Below are 19215 nucleotides of genomic sequence, written 5' to 3' on the forward strand. Positions count from 1 at the left end.
ACTGTAATACATCATGCTGTGGCAGGTTAATGGAGAAATCGCCAGAAAGACGGCGGTGATAAATGAAAACTATCACTAATTGAGCGCCGTCACACTTTTTTATTATGACAGGAAAGGTTATGCCGCAACTTCATGAATTCATCAGCCAGTTGGCGCCGCAAATGACGCAATGGCGTCGTGATTTTCACCTGCACGCCGAATCCGGCTGGCTGGAGTTCCGTACCGCCAGCATGGTCGCCGAGAGAGTAGACCAATACGGTTATCAACTGGCGCTCGGTCGCGATGTCATTGATGCCGAAAGCCGTATGGGGCTTCCCGATGACACGACGCTAGCGCGGGCCTGGCAACGCGCTCGTGAACAGGGGGCGCCCGAGCCCTGGCTGACCGCGTTTGAAGGCGGATTCGCTGGCGTCGTCGCGACCCTCGATACCGGGCGTCCCGGTCCGACGCTGGCATTTCGCGTCGATATGGATGCGCTCGACCTGAACGAGCAACACGACGATAACCATCGTCCGCATCGTGATAATTTTGCCTCCTGCAACCCAGGTATGATGCACGCCTGCGGTCATGATGGCCATACCGCCATTGGATTAGGGCTGGCCTGCGTGCTGAAACACTACGCGGCGCAGCTCCACGGTGTGATCAAGCTGATTTTCCAGCCAGCAGAGGAAGGAACCCGCGGCGCGCGCGCTATGGTCGCCGCGGGCGTACTTGATGATGTGGACTACTTCACCGCCATTCATATTGGCACTGGCGTCCCCACCGGTACCGTGGTCTGCGGTGGGGATAACTTTATGGCCACCACAAAATTCGACGTGCAGTTTAGCGGCGTGGCGGCCCATGCAGGCGGTAAACCGGAAGAGGGTCGCAACGCCCTTCTTGCCGCCGCACAGGCCGCACTGGGTCTGCATGCCATTGCGCCCCACAGCGCAGGCGCTTCCAGAGTGAACGTCGGCGTCCTGCAGGCCGGTACCGGGCGTAACATCGTTCCGTCTTCCGCATTGCTGAAAGTTGAAACCCGCGGCGAAACAGAAGCCATTAATCAGTATGTATTTGCGCGCGCGCAAAGCGTTATCGCCGGTGCTGCGGCGATGTACGACGCACGCTACGAACTTCGGCTAATGGGCGCCGCGACCGCCAGTTCCCCCTCTCCGGCATGGGTTCGCTACCTGCGTGAACAGGCGTCTCAAGTGCCGGGCGTTGAACATGCCATCGATCGCATTGCCGCACCGGCAGGATCTGAAGACGCAACGCTGATGATGGCCCGGGTACAGGAATGCGGTGGACTTGCCTCCTACATGATTTTCGGCACCGAATTAAGCGCCGGTCACCACAATGAAAAATTTGATTTCGACGAAAGCGTCATGACGATAGCGGTCGAGACGCTGGCGCGGGTCGCGCTCAATTTTCCCTGGCAGAGAGGCGTGTGATGGAAAAAATCTATCCATTTGTCGATGAGGTAATTGAAGCGCGGCGCGCGGATTTTTGCGCGATCGCCGATGATATCTGGGATCATCCGGAAACCCGATTCCAGGAGTTCTGGTCTGCCGGGCGGCTCGCCACGGCGCTGGAAGCTGAAGGCTTCCAGTTGACCCGCAATGCCGGCGGCATCCCCAACGCTTTTATTGCCAGCATCGGTCAGGGGAGACCGGTGATCGCCCTGCTTGGGGAATATGACGCGCTGGCCGGGCTCAGTCAGCGTGCTCATCATGCTGAGCCGTTCTCCGTCACACCGGGAGAGAACGGCCACGGCTGCGGACATAACCTGCTGGGCACCGCCGCGTTCGCCGCCGCAGTCGCGGCAAAACACTGGCTTCTACAGCAGGGCGGCAGCGGTACCCTGCGTTTCTACGGTTGTCCAGGTGAAGAAGGCGGCTCCGGGAAAACCTTTATGGTGCGGGAAGGGCTATTTGACGACATTGATGCCGCCCTGACCTGGCACCCGGAAGCCTGGGCTGGCATGTTCAGCACCAGCACGCTCGCTAATATTCAAGCCGCGTGGCGCTTCACCGGTACGGCGGCACATGCGGCAAACTCACCCCATCTTGGCCGCAGCGCGCTGGATGCTGTAACCCTGATGACCACGGGGAGCAACTTTCTCAACGAACACATTATCGAAAAAGCGCGGGTGCATTACGCCATCACCGATACCGGCGGGGTATCGCCTAACGTTGTTCAGGCGCAGGCTGAAGTGCTGTATTTAATCCGGGCGCCGGAAATGGCCGATGTTCGGCAAATTTTCTCCCGTATTGAAAAGATCGCTCAGGGGGCCGCCCTGATGACTGAAACTCACGTCAGTTGTCGCATTGAAAAAGCCTGTTCCAGTTACCTGCCTAACCGTACGCTGGAAGCCGCAATGTATCAGGCGCTGAGCCATTACGGTACGCCGCAGTGGAGTGATGAAGAACGCGCCTTCGCCAGCAAAATCCGCGCCACGCTCAGCGCCAGCGATATCAATAACAGCCTGACAAATATTGCGCACACCGGCGGTGAAGAGGGTAAAGCCTTTGCCCGCCGTCACCGCCATACGCTGCTGATTGATGAAGTCGCGCCCTGGGCTGCAACGGATAACGTGCTTGCCGGTTCGACCGATGTCGGCGATGTCAGCTGGAAAGCGCCGGTGGCCCAGTGCTTTAGCCCCTGCTTCGCCATCGGTACGCCGTTGCATTCCTGGCAACTGGTTAGCCAGGGGAGAACCTCTGTCGCCCATAAAGGGATGCTGCTGGCCGGTAAAGTTCTGGGCGCAACGGCGATCCGTTTGTTCAGCGATAAGCCGTTACTGGAGAGCAGTCAGCAAGAGCTGGCTCAGGCACTGGTCGACACCCCCTACCAGTGCCCGATCCCACAAGACGTCATACCATCGGTTTTAAAATAACAACATAAAAAACAAGCAACAACCCGACTGGATTTTGTACGGCATGACGGCAGTCGCCAACAAAAATAACCGCCGACAGAACCTGGGTCCGCAACGCAACTAACACAACATCGATAACAGAGGAACGTCCATGAGTATGTCATCCATACCCTCGCCTGGCCCCAGCGGTAAGCTGTATGGCTGGGTTGAAAAAATAGGGAATAAAGTCCCGCATCCGTTTTTGCTTTTTATTTACCTGATTGTGGTGCTGATGACCGCCACCGCAATACTTTCTGCGCTGGATGTCGGCGTGCAGAATCCTGCCGATGGTTCGAGGGTGATGGTAAAGAATCTGCTCAGCGTTGAAGGTCTGCACTGGTTTTTGCCGAATGTGATTAAAAACTTCAGCGGCTTTGCACCGCTGGGCGCGATTCTGGCGCTGGTGCTCGGCGCCGGGTTTGCCGAACGCGTGGGTATGCTACCCTCGCTGATGGTGAAGATGTCATCCCATGTCAGCGCGCGCTACGCCAGCTATATGGTGCTGTTTATCGCCTTTTTCAGCCATATCTCGTCCGATGCGGCGCTGGTGATTATGCCGCCGCTTGGCGCGCTGATGTTTCTCGCCGTGGGCCGCCATCCGGTGGCGGGTCTGCTGGCGGCGATCGCAGGCGTCGGCTGCGGGTTTACCGCTAATTTACTGATCGTTACCACCGACGTCCTGCTCTCTGGCATCAGTACCGAAGCGGCAAAAACGCTCGATGCCTCGCTACACGTCAGCGTTATCGATAACTGGTATTTTATGGCGACCTCAGTCATTGTCCTGACGCTGGTCGGCGGACTGGTCACTGATAAGTTGATCGAGCCGCGTCTGGGAAAGTGGCATGGAAAAAGCGATGAAACGCTGCAGACGTTAACGGCAGAGCAACATTTCGGTTTGCGTGTCGCGGGCATTGCCGCACTGCTCTTTGTGGCGGTTATCGCGCTGATGGTAGTACCAGAAAACGGTATCCTGCGCGATCCTGTCACGCACACCGTAATGCCCTCGCCATTTATAAAAAGCATCGTACCGCTGATTATCTTTTTCTTCTTTGTCGTGTCATTAGCTTACGGTATCGCCACGGGCAAAATTCGCCGTCAGGCCGATCTGCCGCAGTTAATGATTGAACCGATGAAAGAGATGGCGGGGTTTATCGTCATGGTCTTTCCGCTGGCCCAGTTCGTCGCCATGTTCAACTGGAGTAACATGGGCAAATTCATCGCTGTCGGCTTAACGGACATACTGCAGAGCACCGGAATGAACGGAATACCGGCGTTTCTCGGTCTTGCATTGCTGTCGGCATTTTTATGTATGTTCATCGCCAGTGGTTCGGCAATCTGGTCAATTCTGGCGCCAATCTTCGTGCCGATGTTTATGCTGCTGGGCTTTCACCCGGCATTTGCGCAGATCCTGTTCCGCATTGCCGATTCGTCAGTGTTACCGCTCGCGCCAGTATCGCCTTTTATACCGTTGTTCCTCGGTTTTTTGCAGCGTTACCGACCTGATGCCAAACTGGGCACTTACTACTCGCTGGTATTACCCTATCCGCTGATTTTCTTAGCCGTCTGGCTGCTGCTTCTGGTGGGATGGTACCTGATGGGACTGCCTATCGGCCCCGGTATTTATCCACGATTACATTAACGTCATCATCGGTCAGGGACGGCCACCGAATATTTAACAAGGGACTGCGTTAACGGTTCAGTTACGTCACGTTTCGGCTTGTATTTATTATTCAATAACCTTTTAGCAGTATAGTTTGCCGACATAACGCCGTGATATTGTGGCCTATTGCCGAATAGAGTCTCAATGAAGGAATACCGATGCTGACGCTGTTGCAGGACAAAATCGACACCCCGCTGGGGCCACTGTGGGTGATTTGTGATGAGCAGTACCACTTACGCGCCGTGGAATGGGAAGAACATAGCGACCGCATGGCACAACTGCTGGATCTACACTATCGCAGTGAGGGATATCGACGTACTTCCGCCGTGAATCCTGGTGGGTTAAGCAGCAAACTCGCCGATTATTTCGCGGGGGATCTGCACGTCATCGACACACTCCCCACCGCCACGGCAGGTACGCCGTTTCAACGGGACGTCTGGAACACGCTGCGCACAATCCCCTGTGGTCAGGTGATGCACTACGGCCAGCTTGCTGAAGCCCTGGGGCGTCCCGGCGCGGCGCGTGCGGTTGGCGCAGCTAATGGCGCGAACCCTGTTAGTATTGTGGTGCCCTGCCATCGGGTGATCGGGCGTAATGGCACAATGACCGGATACGCCGGCGGCGTACAGCGAAAAGAGTGGTTATTGCGCCACGAGGGCTATTTGCTCCTTTGAGCATAAATGCTTTTTCTGGAATCTTTTGGTAATTTTACAATTAAAATTACTCAGATAACTCATTTTTAAACAAGCTGTTAGGATTAATCATTGATTTCCCCTCCTAATATTGCGTCTTTGAGACGTTCTGGACTTACCTGCTCATCAAAAAGATGTTAAAATTGACTAATATCAATTAAAGCCTGAGCAGACTTATGATCCCGGAAAAGCGAATTATACGACGCATTCAGTCTGGTGGTTGTGCAATCCATTGCCAGGATTGCAGTATTAGCCAGCTTTGCATCCCTTTCACTCTGAACGAGCATGAGCTTGATCAGCTTGATAACATCATTGAGCGAAAAAAGCCGATCCAGAAAGGACAGACCTTATTCAAAGCTGGTGATGAGCTGAAATCGCTGTATGCAATTCGTTCTGGCACCATTAAAAGCTACACCATCACCGAACAGGGCGATGAGCAAATCACCGGTTTCCATCTGGCAGGCGATCTGGTTGGCTTTGACGCCATCGGCACCGGTCATCATCCGAGCTTTGCCCAGGCGCTGGAAACCTCAATGGTCTGCGAAATTCCGTTCGAAACGCTGGACGATCTTTCTGGCAAAATGCCCAATTTGCGTCAGCAGATGATGCGTCTCATGAGCGGCGAAATTAAAGGCGATCAGGATATGATTCTGCTGCTTTCCAAAAAGAACGCAGAAGAGCGTCTGGCGGCCTTTATCTACAACCTGTCTCGTCGTTTCGCCCAGCGCGGCTTTTCCCCGCGTGAATTCCGCCTCACGATGACCCGCGGCGATATTGGCAACTATCTGGGTCTGACGGTTGAAACCATCAGTCGCCTGCTGGGGCGTTTCCAGAAAAGCGGCATGCTGGCGGTGAAAGGGAAATACATCACCATCGAAAATAGTGACCTGCTGGCGCAACTTGCTGGCCAGGCTCGTAACGTCGCCTGATAACCCTTCCGTTTCCCGGTCAGATCGCGAATTTTTTCTAATTTGTTGATCTGACCTGGTTCATCCTCTGTTTCATTCCATCCATATAGGTTATCTTTTAATAACAGACTGTGGTGACAGTTGTAAGGAGCCCCTGTATGGCGAAGTATCAAAACATGCTGGTAGTCATCGACCCCAATCAGGACGATCAGCCTGCATTGCGGCGTGCGGTGTATCTGCACCAACGGATTGGTGGACGCATCAAAGCCTTTTTGCCGATCTATGATTTTTCTTATGAAATGACCACCCTGCTGTCTCCGGACGAGCGTACAGCGATGCGCCAGGGCGTCATCGGGCAGCGTACTGCCTGGATCCGTGAACAGGCCAAATTTTATATTGAGTCCGGCGTCCCCATTGATATTAAGGTCGTGTGGCATAACCGTCCTTTCGAGGCCATTATTCAGGAAATCATCAGCGATAAGCATGATTTAGTCCTGAAGATGGCGCATCAGCACGACAAACTGGAAGCCGTGATATTCACGCCCACCGACTGGCATCTGCTGCGCAAATGCCCATGCCCGGTATGGATGGTCAAAGATCAGCCGTGGCCGGAAGGGGGTAAAGCGCTGGTCGCGGTCAACCTTGCCAGCGAAGAGAACTATCATGATGCGCTTAATGAAAAGCTGGTAAGAGAGACGATCGAACTGGCGGAACAGGTTAATCATACCGAAGTGCATTTGGTTAGCGCGTATCCGGTCACGCCAATCAACATCGCCATTGAACTCCCTGATTTTGACCCCAGCGTATATAACGATGCCATCCGTGGTCAGCATCTGCTGGCAATGAAGGCGTTACGGCAGAAATTCGGCATTGATGAAAACCGTACCCACGTTGAAAAAGGCTTACCTGAAGAGGTGATCCCCGATCTGTCGGAGCATTTGCAGGCAGGTATCGTTGTGTTGGGGACGATTGGTCGTACAGGACTGTCGGCGGCCTTCCTCGGCAATACCGCTGAACAGGTTATCGACCACCTGCGCTGCGACCTGCTGGCGCTGAAGCCGGATCAGTACCAGACGCCAGTGGAGCTGGATGACGAAGAAGATGATTAGCCCGGCGTTTACTTCGTGTCTTCCGCCGCGCGGTTAAGCCATTCACAATGACTTAACCGCGCCTTTTGGGCCTGAAGGGAGCGTTAATTGATAGTTTTGCGGCGTGAACCGCTTCACGTCGCTTCATCCGATCCAGCGCCTGTCCCAGGATGCGCGCCTGCACCCTCGTCGGCTTCCTGATATGCTCCCCCGCGGTAGGCCAGCAATAAATCTGCGGCGACAGGAGTCGTGAAAATTATATACAGCACCATTCAGGCCCAGTCGTTTTATATTTCTGGCAAAAATAAAGGGCCTTTCGGCCCCTGACATCACAACAAACATCGGTAACGTAAAACGTTAGTGGATACCTAACCGCCATGCGTGATCGATCTCTTCTCTAAGCTCCAGGGCTGAGAGCGCCATTAAATCAGCGAACTCAAGTTCCAGTACTTTCAGCTTTTTCAGATACTGCGCGGGGGTCAAAGCAGCAGGGTCACGACGCAGAAATTCGATGGCCAGTTGCGTGGGGGTTAACTCGGTATCCATAATATCCTCTGGTTGGATGAAAAACTAATTTATTATAACACGCCTGACTGGCTATTTTATGAGCAAATGATAACGACATCACACATATAAAAAAGCCGTCTCAGAAGAGACGGCTTAAGAAGCAAAGGTTTTAAACGTGTTGTCTTACAACGCTTTCAGAATCGCATCGACGCTGGCTTTGGCATCGCCAAACAACATCTGAGTATTCTCTTTAAAGAACAGCGGGTTCTGTACACCTGCATAGCCCGTATTCATCGAACGCTTAAACACAATCACATTCTGCGCTTTCCACACTTCGAGAACCGGCATGCCGGCGATCGGGCTGTGTGGATCGTCCTGGGCAGCCGGGTTGACCGTGTCGTTAGCGCCGATAACCAGCACGGTGTCGGTATCAGCGAAATCGTCGTTAATTTCGTCCATTTCCAGCACGATATCGTACGGAACTTTCGCTTCCGCCAGCAGTACGTTCATATGGCCTGGCAAACGCCCGGCAACCGGGTGAATACCGAAACGCACCTTGATCCCACGCGCGCGTAATTTCTCCGTGATATCGGCAACCGGATACTGCGCCTGGGCCACCGCCATACCATAGCCTGGCGTGATGATCACCGACTGGGAGTTTTTCAGCATCTCCGCAGTTTCTTCTGCGCTGATTTCACGATGCTCCCCTACTTCTTCATCAGACGATGAAGACGTACCGTCGCTGCCGAAACCACCGGCAATAACGCTAATGAACGAACGGTTCATCGCCTTACACATAATGTATGACAGAATTGCACCGGAAGAACCGACCAGCGCACCGGTAACGATCAGCAGGTCGTTGCTGAGCATAAAACCTGCCGCCGCCGCGGCCCAGCCAGAGTATGAGTTCAGCATTGAAACGACGACCGGCATATCCGCACCGCCGATTGAGGCCACCAGATGCCAGCCAAACGCCAGCGCGATAACGGTCATCACCAACAGGCAAATTGCCTGCATCGCCACACTGTCGGTACGCACAAACACCACCAGCAGCAGGAAGGAAACGACCAGCGCCGCCAGGTTCAGCTTATGACGGTTCGGCAGCATCAGCGGCTTAGAGGAGAGTTTGCCGCACAGCTTACCAAACGCCACAACGGAACCGGTAAAAGTGACCGCGCCGATGAAGATACCGAGGAACACTTCGGTCAGATGAATATTGACCAGAATCTGTTCCATACCCGTTTCATGCTGCAAGTAGCTGTTAAAGCCCACCAGCACCGCCGCCAGACCGACGAAGCTGTGCAGGATTGCCACCAGCTCCGGCATTTCGGTCATTTCAACCTTCTTCGCCAGACGAATACCAATAGCGCCGCCGATCACCATCGCCAACAGAATCCACGCGATGTTGCTGCTGTCCGGCCCCAAAATGGTCGCCACCAGCGCAATCGCCATCCCGGCGATCCCGAAGTAATTACCCTGCTGAGAGGTCTCGTGTTTGGAAAGCCCTGCAAGGCTAAAAATAAACAGAATCGCGGCAACAATGTATGCAGCTGTAACTAATCCACCAGACATTTGTTACCCCTTATCCTTTGCGGAACATTTTCAGCATGCGCTGAGTGACGGTGAAACCACCAAAAATATTAATGCTGGCGATCAGCACCGCGATAAAGCTCAGGGCGCTAACCCAGCCGCCATGACCTATCTGTAGTAATGCACCAACCACAATGATGCCGGAAATCGCATTAGTTACCGACATCAGCGGCGTGTGCAATGCATGAGAAACGTTCCACACCACGTAGTAACCGACCACACAGGCGAGCGCAAAAACGGTAAAGTGGCCGAGGAACTCTTTCGGCGCCACGCTGGCCAGCCAGCCAAACAGAATAATCGCCAGCGCCATCAGCGCATATTTACGCCACGGCGAACCGGGTTTTGCTTCTTCCACCGGCGCTTCCACTTTCTTCGCGGCCGCCTGCGGCTGAGCGGACACCTGAATCGGTGGTGCAGGCCAGGTGATTTCACCCTCGCGAATAACGGTAACGCCCCGAATAACGACATCATCAAAATCGATCACGATATTGCCGTCTTTCTCTTTGCACAGCAGTTTAAGCAGGTTAACCAGGTTGGTCCCGTACAATTGAGATGATTGAGTCGGTAAGCGCCCCGGCAGATCGGTATAACCGATAATCTTCACGCCATTGTCGGTGGTGACGACCTGACCCGCCACGGTGTATTCGCAGTTGCCGCCGTTTTGCGACGCCAGATCAACAACCACGCTACCGGACTTCATGGTGTCGACCATTTCTCGGGTAATCAGCTTCGGTGCCGGTTTACCCGGAATCAGCGCCGTGGTGACGATAATATCGACGTCTTTCGCCTGCGCGGCGAACAGCTCCATCTCCGCCTTGATAAAGGCTTCAGACATCACTTTGGCATAACCGTCACCGCTGCCGGCTTCCTCTTTAAAGTCCAGTTCAAGGAACTCGGCGCCCATACTCTGCACCTGCTCTTTGACTTCCGGACGGGTGTCAAAAGCACGAACGATCGCGCCGAGGCTATTCGCCGCGCCGATGGCCGCGAGACCCGCAACCCCGGCCCCGATAACCATCACCTTCGCAGGAGGGACTTTCCCTGCCGCGGTGATTTGCCCGGTAAAGAAGCGACCAAATTCATGCGCGGCTTCAACAATTGCGCGATAACCGGCGATGTTGGCCATCGAACTCAACGCATCCAGCGACTGAGCACGAGAAATACGCGGCACCGAGTCCATCGCCATCACGTTAATGTTACGCGCCGCCAGTTTTTCCATCAGCTGCGAGTTTTGCGCAGGCCAGATAAAACTGATGAGCGTCGTGCCGGGATTAAGCAGTTGGATTTCATCGTCTTCAGGCGCGTTAACTTTCAGAATGACGTCTGACTGCCACACATCATTGCCGTTAACGATTTCCGCGCCAGCCTGAACAAAGGCTTCGTCGTCGAAACTGGCCAGTTTACCGGCGCCGCTCTCAACGACGACGCTAAACCCGAGTTTCAGCAACTGCTCCACCGTCTTCGGCGTGGCGGCGGCCCGGGTCTCCAGGGCTAGTTTCTCTCTTGGTACACCAATACGCATAGTTTTCCCTTCCATCGGTTTTTGATGATGGTTTGCTTTTCTTACAACCAACTGTCGAAGGGGCAAAGGACATGCTCCCTCCGACATATGTCTGAAAAATGAAACAGTAACAAACTTTTTATAACCTACTGAAAATACCGATTGTGATCTACAGCGATAAAACAGAAATTTTGATTTTATTGGCAAAACGCACGACTAACCGTGTCAGACAGCAATATTTGCCTTATTTTTATTCCTGTACCTGATAATTCGCTTAGCTGAGGGGGTAATTCACCATTTATCGCCATCAAGATCATTGCATTAACATTACATTAACTTATTAAAGTCATATCGATTATCGATTTTGCTGCTCAAGCGGCTGTTTTTTCAACATATCGGGAAATGTTATATTTCGTCCTTGTACGTTTCGGGCGGCGACATAAAATTGACGCAGACAGTCACGCGCGATAAATGCAATAATCAAATGTTTTCAGTCAACAACAACACCAGTACATGGTTTGCGCAAGGCAAAGGATTATTTTTATGAAGCTTAAGAACTCACTCCTGGCGTCTGCCCTTCTGGCTACGACCGCGATATCTGCCCATGCGGCGATCGAGCTGACGCCGGAGCAAGCGGCTGCGCTGAAGCCCTATCAGCGCGTGGAAATCACAGGCCGCTTTAACTCCATCGGCAACGCGGTGCAGGCCGTTTCCCGTAAAGCAGACAAAGAAGGCGCTGCGTCCTTTTATGTTGTCGATACGTCTGATTTTGGCAGCGGCGGCAACTTGCGCGTAACGGCCGATTTTTATAAACAAAATGCCCCACAGGCCGACGCGCCGAAAAATCGTATCATCAATGGCGTAATGGAATTACCGAAAGTTCAGGCCGTTGAACTGGAGCCTTTCGATACCGTCACCGTTCAGGGCTTCTACCGCAGCCAGCCGGAAGTCAACGACGCCATCTCCAAAGCGGCTAAAGCCAAAGGCGCGGCCTCTTTCTTTATTGTGCGCCAGATTGATGCAAACGACGGCGGTAACCAGCGTATCACCGCCTATATTTATAAAGCTGATGCCAAAAAACGTGTCCTGCAAAGCCCGGATGCTATCCCCGCTGATTCCCAGGCCGGTCGCGCCGCGCTGGCCGAAGGTGGTGCAGCAGCGAAAAAAGTGGAAATCCCTGGAGTCGCCACGTCAGCATCCGTCGGCGCGGGTACTGGCGTCGGTCGCTTTTTTGAAACCCAGTCTTCCAAAGGTGGGCGTTACACTGTCACGCTTCCGGATGGCACTAAAATCGAAGAAGTGAACAAAATCACCGCCGCGCAGATGATTCCTTTCGACAGTATCAAGTTCACCGGCAACTACGGCAATATGACGGAAATCTCCTACCAGACGGCGAAACGCGCCGCTAAAAAAGGCGCGAAATATTATCACATTACCCGTCAGTGGCAGGAGCGCGGCGGCAACATCACCATCAGCGCCGATCTGTACAAATAAACCTTATTGGGTTGCATAAGGCGCCTTCACATAACCGAAAGCGCCTTATTTTTCGTTCACACCCCACGGTAGACACTTCTGCACGATGCCGGTAAATGCCACTGCTTCGCTTTTTTTCGCTTCCTCCATTGCATGCGTACAAAACACTTCGTAAAATCCCGCACCTCAGCGAAATCATCCATTTTTATGCGATTTTGCAAAATAAATATTCTTATCGCTGCCCTGGGCCAAAACGGTAAGTGAACCCGCCCAGATGGGCCAGACGCTGAGTCTGCAATTCAGCATTTCAGGAAGACAATGGAAAAGAAACTGGGCCTGAGTGCCCTGACCGCATTGGTACTTAGTTCAATGCTGGGTGCTGGTGTATTCAGTTTGCCGCAAAACATGGCCGCCGTAGCCAGTCCGTCGGCGTTGCTTATCGGCTGGAGCATCACCGGCCTGGGGATTCTGTTCCTCGCCTTTGCCATGCTGCTGCTTACGCGCATTCGTCCCGAACTCGACGGCGGCATTTTTACCTATGCCCGGGAAGGCTTTGGCGAACTGATTGGCTTCTGTTCCGCCTGGGGTTACTGGCTGTGTGCGGTTATCGCCAATGTCTCCTATCTGGTTATCGTTTTCTCCGCGCTAAGTTTCTTTACCGATACCCGGGAACTGCGCCTGTTTGGCGAAGGTAACACCTGGCAGTCAATCGTCGGCGCATCGGTGTTGCTGTGGATCGTGCACTTTCTGATTTTGCGCGGCGTACAAACTGCGGCAAGTATCAATCTGGCGGCGACCCTTGCCAAGCTACTACCTCTTGGCGCGTTTGTCGTATTAGCCGCTATCGCCTTTCGCACAGAGACATTCCGTCTGGATTTTAGCGGACTGGCGCTGGGCGTACCGGTGTGGGAACAGGTGAAAAATACCATGTTGATCACCCTGTGGGTTTTTATCGGCGTCGAAGGCGCGGTCGTCGTTTCCGCACGGGCCCGGAATAAACGGGACGTAGGCCGCGCGACGCTGCTGGCGGTGCTGTCGGCATTGACGGTCTATCTGCTGGTGACCCTGCTCTCGCTGGGCGTCATGCCTCGCAGTGAACTGGCGGAAATCCGCAACCCGTCGATGGCTGGATTGATGGTCAACATGATGGGACCCTGGGGGGAAATTGTTATCGCTGCCGGGTTGATTATCTCCGTCTGCGGCGCTTATCTGAGCTGGACGATTATGGCGGCGGAGGTCCCTTATCTGGCGGCGACGCATAAAGCTTTCCCGCGCCTCTTCGCCAGCCACAATAAAAATAACGCGCCATCAGCTTCACTCTGGCTGACCAACATCAGCGTGCAGGTTTGTTTGGTGTTGATCTGGCTAACCGGCGCCGATTATAACACGCTGCTTACCATCGCCTCCGAGATGATTCTGGTGCCTTATTTCCTTGTCGGCGCCTTTCTGCTGAAGATTGCCGAACGCCCGCTACATAAGGCGGTAGGCGTTGGGGCCGGTATTTATGGCGTATGGTTATTATATGCATCTGGCCCTGTGCATTTGCTTTTGTCGGTGATACTTTACGCTCCGGGTCTACTGGTTTTCCTGTACGCCCGTCGTACTCACCAGTACGAGCGTTCGCTAAAACGCCGTGATCTGGCACTCATTATTTTTTTACTGGTTGCCGCCCTACCAGCCACGTGGATGCTGGTGGGGTAAGCGGTTACCCTGCCGCTGAATTCGAAGGAGATATCCATGGCTGACATCCAGCCTCGCCCGATCCTGATTACCGGCGGAGGCCGTCGCATCGGCCTCGCTCTGGCTCGCCATTTTCTGGCTCAGCAACACCCTGTTATCATCAGCTACCGCACGTACTATCCAGCCATTGATGAGCTGCGCGATGCGGGAGCCGTTTGCCTGCACGGGGATTTCAGTGATGATGAAAGCATTCTGGCGTTTGCTGAAGAGGTGAAAGCGCATGCTCGCGGCGGTTTGCGAGCCATTATTCATAACGCCAGCGGCTGGATGGCGGAAAAACCCGGAACGCCATTAACCACCGTGCTCTCCAGCATGATGCAAATTCATGTCAACGCCCCCTATCTGCTTAATCACTCGCTGGAGAGCCTGTTGCGCGGTCACGGTCATGCCGCCAGCGATATAATCCACATTACCGACTACGTCGTGGAGCGCGGCAGCGACAAACATATTGCTTACGCGGCCAGTAAAGCGGCGCTGGATAATATGGGCCGCTCGTTTGCCCGCAAGCTGGCGCCGGAAATTAAAGTTAACGCCATTGCCCCATCGCTGATTTTATTTAATGAAGGCGATGATGCGGATTACCGTAAACAGGCGCTTGATAAATCGCTGATGAAGATTGCGCCAGGTGAAAAAGAGATCATCGACCTGATCGAATACCTGCTCGACAGTTGCTATGTTACTGGTCGTTCATTCGCCGTTGACGGTGGCCGCCACCTGCGTTAATAAAAGCGACTCCAGCCAATAATTAACAGCCACGCGCACAAACTCCAGCACCCGACTGCGCCTGCCAGAGCAAACGGCAGGCGCATAATCCCGGTAAAATACCACAGTGAAAACAAATAGATAAAATACGGTATTATCGACCACATACCGAATACGATTGTGGTACGCAGCGCTTCAATACCCCGCTCGCTGGCGACGATATAGTGCGCTATCAGCGCAAAGGTAGGAAATAATGGAATCAACCCGGCGATATAGTAATTTTTTGTTTTGGACAGTACGCCAATCAGGACAACGACCAGAACCCCGAGCAACGCTTTAATCAACAGCCCCATTCCTTTTCCTTCACCATTAACTAACAAGTATTCACAGCATAACGGAAGAACATTTGTTTATATACCCGTCATACTTCAAGTTGCATGTGCGTTGGCTTTCCTCGTTCACCCCAGTCACGTAATGGAGTACGCTCCCGGGGATTCACTGCGTCGCCGCCTTCCTGCAACTCGAATAATTTAGGGTATAAAAGAATAATGGCAGGCAAATTAAAGGCGGTGTATGTTAATTCCCGCATTCTGGTATCCACCGCAGTCGTTTCTGCATACAATCTGGCTGCGGTTTCCACAAAACCCTTTTTCTGTAGCTGGTGAAACTGTGAGCGACCTGAATCCATGTATGACATGCGGAGCCTGTTGTGCGTTTTTTCGTGTCTCTTTTTACTGGGCTGAGGGCTGTGACGCAGGCGGCACTGTTCCCGTTGAGCTTACTGAACAAATTTCGCCATACCACCGATGTATGGTCGGAACCAACCAGAAGCATCCCCGCTGCGTTGCGCTTGCCGGTACGCCGGGGCAATCAGCATGCTGCACGATTTACGAAGACCGCTCTTCCACATGCCGCGAGTTTGCCATGTCCGGCGAGGACGGAAAGGTCAATGAGGCCTGCAATCGCGCGCGGGCAAAATACGGTTTGCCGCCTCTACTCCCTTTGTCCGTGGCGCATACCGTAGCCGACAAACAATGATCCATTCTCTTTTTCAGGGCGGCGCATCATTTATATCTGTTGAGGATGTCATTGATTTGTCGGGCGTCATGTTTGCTTTCAGATACGGCCTTGCTTTTCATTCATCATCCGGAGGCTCGCTTCATGACGAACCCGATAAGTCGCATGAATGCACAGATGGTTTACAATGTTTATGGCGCGTGGCTGGCAGCAAACAGCCATTCACAGGTCAACGTCCTGTGCCCGTAACTGGGCCCACGTCTCCGGACGCGAGTGAAAGTGACCTGACACAATAAATTCAATTCGTTAATAAAAAGTGCAACGCATAAAATATGAATAAGATCGTTTTTGTTGAGGATGATCCGGAGGTGGGCGCGCTGATCGCCGCTTATCTGGGAAAGCATGATATGGACGTGGTTGTTGAACCACGAGGCGACCAGGCCGAAGAGGTTATCGCCCGCGAACAGCCGGATCTGGTGTTACTGGATATCATGCTGCCGGGTAAAGACGGCATGACGCTGTGCCGGGATTTGCGCGGCCAGTGGCTGGGCCCCATCGTACTGCTCACCTCCCTGGACAGCGATATGAACCATATTTTATCGCTCGAAATGGGCGCCAGCGATTATATTCTGAAAACCACGCCGCCGGCCGTGCTATTGGCCCGCCTGCGCCTGCATCTTCGTCAGCATATCGCCGCGCCGGGCGCCGGGGCGCCCTCTTCGCTTACCCCCCATAAATCCATTAGCTTTGGCTCCCTGACCATTGATCCGGTCAATCGACAGGTGACGCTAAGCGGCGACGGCGTGTCACTCTCTACAGCGGACTTCGATCTGTTGTGGGAACTGGCCACACACGCCGGGCAAATTATGGACCGGGACGCCCTGCTGAAGAATCTGCGCGGCGTCAGTTACGATGGCATGGACCGCAGCGTCGATGTTGCCATTTCGCGTTTACGCAAAAAACTTCTCGATAATGCAACTGAACCCTATCGTATTAAGACGGTACGCAATAAAGGCTACCTGTTTGCCCCGCACGCCTGGGATAACTAATTCACGGATCAGGTTGTGGAGAAACTGCCCGGGCTGTTTTAGTGCGTGGAGAATTTTCAACTCGCCTGATTAAAATTAATCATTTTATTTCAATACGTTATATTCAATTTAGCAACCGACGGGTACGGTCTTTTTCATGCCAATGATTGTACCCCGTCCCTGGAAATGCTTGCGAATTTCGCCCCATTTTGCGCAGCCGCTGGCGTCATGTTGACCCGTACGATTGAGGGTTATGTGTTTTAATTCCGGGTTTCATGTAATTTTCCACTCTGGAAAACCCACTGTGTTTCAGCCAAATACTCTGCTTCTTTTGGTTCATGTGTCACCAGAATTACCGTCACGTCGTACTGGCGTAACCCTCTGACTATTTCCCACAAGCGTGAACGAATACCCCAGTCCAGATTTGAAAAGGGCTCATCAAGAAGCAACAATCGCGGCCGGGATACCAGCGCTCTGGCTAACGCTGCTCGTTGTTGCTCGCCACCGGAAATCTGTCGGGGGTAACAGTCCGCCAGATGCGCAATCCCCATATCGTCAAGTACAGACATTTGTTTCTGCCTTGAACGCGGCAAACCGGCCGCGTACTGCGCCAGTGCCAGATTCCCCGCGACCGTCAGATACGGAAACAGATACAGTCGCTGATTGAGATAACGACAGGGACGCTGCCAGGGTGGGATCGTATTGATTGATTTTCCGTCAAGACATATTTCTCCTTGATAAGAGATTATCCCCGCAATAGCATTCAGTAGTGTCGTTTTGCCGCTGCCCGATGGCCCGGTAATGGCAGTACAGATCCCTTCCGAAACATGGAAATCCAGTTCATTAAACGCCTGCGTGGTTAAATGCTCAACGCGCAGCATGAACGTTTTCCTTATAAATATGCTGTACCCGATGCAGTACCAGCAGCAATATTCCCGCCAGAAAAATCAACACCAGCGCGCAGCCAATGGCGAGAGAAAAATCTCCGCTGGCGATATTCAGGTAAACCGCAATCGGCAGGGTTTCAGTCTTCAGGCGTGTCGCGCCAGCCAGCATTAACGTCGCGCCAAACTCGCCGAGTGCCCTGGCGAGTGCCAGAATGCTGCCCCCCAATAACGTGTGCCAGCACAGCGGGATTTCCACCAGGATCAGGGAGCGCAGCGGCGTCAGCCCCAGATTCCAGGCTGTCGTAATAAATGCCGGATCAATTGAAGAAAACGCAGCGCTGGCAGAACGTAAAATAATCGCGCTGGCAACATAAGTCTGAGCGATCACCACGCCAAATGGCGAAAACAACACATCGGCTAGACCTGGCGCCACCGTCGCCAGGGGGCCACGTTGACCGAGTAAAAGCAGCAAACCGATGCCGACGATCAAAGGGGGTGTTACCAGAGGAATATCAAGCAACATATTGACAATATCTTTACCTCGGAAGTTCATCCGTGCCACCGCCCATCCGGCAGGGATAGCAATCAACAGCGACAGTAGCAGGGAGAGCAGAGCCGTTCCCAGTGAGAGCATGACAGCGAAAAATAGTTCAGGCTCCTGCAGAACCTGGATAAGCGTGGTCAGATCCAGCTCAAACACCAGCGATAATAACGACCCTATCACCAGAATCAGCAGCAAACCAAGCGGCAGCAGCGTCAGTTTAGCCACGGTAATTATTCATTAATGGGCAGGTAGCCCATATCGGTGAAGACCTTAATACCCTGTGCTGACGTAAAATAGTCTGCCAGCTGGCGCGCGATTTCAGGATGTTTACTGGTCCGCAGAATCGCCAGCGTGGCAATTTCATCCGGCGTACCTGCTGGCGTCGGCAGAAGAACCAGCGTGTCTTTATTTTTCACGGCGTCAGTACGGCCGATAACCGCCGCATCCACATCGCCGTTGAGCAGATACATCACCAGTTGCTTAATTGTCGCCGTTCTGACCACCACTTTTTCCCGCAAGGCATTGCCATAGCCGGAAAGCGCTAACAACTTCTCGCCGCTTTTGCCCAGCGCAATCGCCTTCGGGTCACCCATTCCGAGTTTTAGATGACTTTTCGCCAGTTCAGCAAAGGTGGTAATACCGTCAGCTTTATCCTTCCGAATCGCCATGACCGGGGTATGGTGTACCAGTGGGAAAGACTCTTGCAGTTCACCTTCCGACTTAATTTTATCGACATAATCAGCGGAGCCAGGCAGAAATAAATCGCCCTGCCGGGTTAACTCAAAACGGGCAAGAATCTGCCCTGAGCCACCGTATTCTACCGTGACGTGTTGGCCTGTCTCTTTTTCGAAACGCGAGACAATTTTATCTACCGGCGTACGTAAACCCGCCCCGGCATAAAGATGGAGATCGGCGGCGGTGGAAATAAAGCTACAGCACAGCAGTATGCCGGAAAGTAGGTATTTTATTGGCTTCATGAATCCGT

19 protein-coding genes are annotated in these 19215 nt (G+C 53.2%); 11 read left to right on the forward strand and 8 right to left on the reverse strand.

Annotated elements, in window-relative coordinates; all coding sequences use genetic code 11:
* Window positions 1-119: 119 nt before the first annotated feature.
* From FN037_RS00775 to uspE, 6 genes are all read left to right on the forward strand, one after another.
* Entirely contained in the window at window positions 120-1430 is a 1311-nt protein-coding gene (locus FN037_RS00775; protein WP_142501356.1) for a M20 family metallo-hydrolase, read from the forward strand.
* Window positions 1430-2875: a M20 family metallopeptidase gene (locus tag FN037_RS00780; RefSeq protein ID WP_138358965.1), complete on the forward strand. Its 1446-nt coding sequence runs from the start codon at window positions 1430-1432 to the stop codon at window positions 2873-2875. The genes FN037_RS00775 and FN037_RS00780 overlap by 1 nt, the downstream gene beginning before the upstream one ends.
* A 130-nt stretch (window positions 2876-3005) precedes the next feature.
* On the forward strand, window positions 3006-4532 hold the full coding sequence (abgT, locus tag FN037_RS00785) for a p-aminobenzoyl-glutamate transporter (RefSeq protein ID WP_138358967.1): 1527 nt from the start codon (window positions 3006-3008) through the stop codon (window positions 4530-4532).
* A 179-nt stretch (window positions 4533-4711) separates the two neighbouring features.
* Window positions 4712-5227: a methylated-DNA--[protein]-cysteine S-methyltransferase gene (ogt, locus tag FN037_RS00790; RefSeq protein ID WP_142501357.1), complete on the forward strand. Its 516-nt coding sequence runs from the start codon at window positions 4712-4714 to the stop codon at window positions 5225-5227.
* Window positions 5228-5421: 194 nt separating this feature from the next.
* On the forward strand, window positions 5422-6174 hold the full coding sequence (gene fnr / locus FN037_RS00795) for a fumarate/nitrate reduction transcriptional regulator Fnr (RefSeq protein ID WP_004102577.1): 753 nt from the start codon (window positions 5422-5424) through the stop codon (window positions 6172-6174).
* Window positions 6175-6311: 137 nt separating this feature from the next.
* Window positions 6312-7262 (forward strand): universal stress protein UspE, encoded by a 951-nt coding sequence (gene uspE / locus FN037_RS00800; protein ID WP_138358971.1) that lies wholly within the window; start codon window positions 6312-6314, stop codon window positions 7260-7262.
* 336 nt (window positions 7263-7598) lie between these two features.
* Here uspE and FN037_RS00805 read toward each other — a convergent pair whose 3' ends face one another.
* From FN037_RS00805 to pntA, 3 genes are all read right to left on the reverse strand, one after another.
* Entirely contained in the window at window positions 7599-7787 is a 189-nt protein-coding gene (locus tag FN037_RS00805) for a YdiH family protein (RefSeq protein WP_138358973.1), read from the reverse strand.
* A 144-nt stretch (window positions 7788-7931) separates the two neighbouring features.
* Window positions 7932-9320, reverse strand: coding sequence for a Re/Si-specific NAD(P)(+) transhydrogenase subunit beta (gene pntB / locus FN037_RS00810; protein WP_138358975.1), 1389 nt, complete (start codon window positions 9318-9320; stop codon window positions 7932-7934).
* 10 nt (window positions 9321-9330) lie between these two features.
* Window positions 9331-10860, reverse strand: coding sequence for a Re/Si-specific NAD(P)(+) transhydrogenase subunit alpha (gene pntA / locus FN037_RS00815; RefSeq protein WP_138358977.1), 1530 nt, complete (start codon window positions 10858-10860; stop codon window positions 9331-9333).
* A gap of 522 nt (window positions 10861-11382) precedes the next feature.
* Between pntA and ydgH the strand changes: the two genes are divergently transcribed.
* The 3 genes from ydgH to folM all read left to right on the forward strand — a co-directional run bounded on the left by ydgH (window position 11383) and on the right by folM (window position 14775).
* Complete coding sequence (gene ydgH, locus FN037_RS00825; RefSeq protein WP_138358981.1) at window positions 11383-12333, forward strand: DUF1471 family protein YdgH; 951 nt, start codon at window positions 11383-11385, stop codon at window positions 12331-12333.
* A gap of 297 nt (window positions 12334-12630) precedes the next feature.
* On the forward strand, window positions 12631-14013 hold the full coding sequence (locus tag FN037_RS00830) for an amino acid permease (RefSeq protein ID WP_142501358.1): 1383 nt from the start codon (window positions 12631-12633) through the stop codon (window positions 14011-14013).
* 36 nt (window positions 14014-14049) lie between these two features.
* On the forward strand, window positions 14050-14775 hold the full coding sequence (gene folM / locus FN037_RS00835) for a dihydromonapterin reductase (protein WP_142501359.1): 726 nt from the start codon (window positions 14050-14052) through the stop codon (window positions 14773-14775).
* Here the strand turns inward: folM and FN037_RS00840 are convergent.
* Window positions 14772-15107 (reverse strand): GlpM family protein, encoded by a 336-nt coding sequence (locus FN037_RS00840; protein WP_142501360.1) that lies wholly within the window; start codon window positions 15105-15107, stop codon window positions 14772-14774. The two genes, folM and FN037_RS00840, sit on opposite strands and share 4 nt — an antisense overlap.
* Before the next feature lie 68 nt (window positions 15108-15175).
* Window positions 15176-15451: a hypothetical protein gene (locus tag FN037_RS24315; protein ID WP_185929232.1), complete on the reverse strand. Its 276-nt coding sequence runs from the start codon at window positions 15449-15451 to the stop codon at window positions 15176-15178.
* Between FN037_RS24315 and FN037_RS00845 the strand changes: the two genes are divergently transcribed.
* Together FN037_RS00845 and rstA are read left to right on the forward strand one after the other, a co-directional pair.
* Window positions 15424-15792 carry a YkgJ family cysteine cluster protein gene (locus FN037_RS00845; protein ID WP_142501854.1) on the forward strand — a complete coding sequence of 123 codons (369 nt, stop codon included), beginning with the start codon at window positions 15424-15426 and terminating at the stop codon, window positions 15790-15792. The two genes, FN037_RS24315 and FN037_RS00845, sit on opposite strands and share 28 nt — an antisense overlap.
* A gap of 311 nt (window positions 15793-16103) precedes the next feature.
* Window positions 16104-16820 (forward strand): two-component system response regulator RstA, encoded by a 717-nt coding sequence (rstA, locus tag FN037_RS00850; RefSeq protein ID WP_138358989.1) that lies wholly within the window; start codon window positions 16104-16106, stop codon window positions 16818-16820.
* A gap of 239 nt (window positions 16821-17059) precedes the next feature.
* Here rstA and FN037_RS00855 read toward each other — a convergent pair whose 3' ends face one another.
* From FN037_RS00855 to modA, 3 genes are read right to left on the reverse strand one after another with little or no spacing between them, the layout of a single operon-like run.
* Entirely contained in the window at window positions 17060-17680 is a 621-nt protein-coding gene (locus FN037_RS00855) for an ABC transporter ATP-binding protein (RefSeq protein ID WP_142501361.1), read from the reverse strand.
* Window positions 17667-18455, reverse strand: a complete 789-nt coding sequence (locus FN037_RS00860) for an ABC transporter permease (RefSeq protein WP_138358993.1) — start codon at window positions 18453-18455, stop codon at window positions 17667-17669. The genes FN037_RS00855 and FN037_RS00860 overlap by 14 nt, the downstream gene beginning before the upstream one ends.
* 5 nt (window positions 18456-18460) lie before the next feature.
* Window positions 18461-19207: a molybdate ABC transporter substrate-binding protein gene (modA, locus tag FN037_RS00865; protein WP_138358995.1), complete on the reverse strand. Its 747-nt coding sequence runs from the start codon at window positions 19205-19207 to the stop codon at window positions 18461-18463.
* Window positions 19208-19215 lie beyond the last annotated feature (8 nt).

The organism is Klebsiella sp. 2680, from assembly GCF_900198535.1.
Classification (GTDB): domain Bacteria; phylum Pseudomonadota; class Gammaproteobacteria; order Enterobacterales; family Enterobacteriaceae; genus Klebsiella; species Klebsiella indica.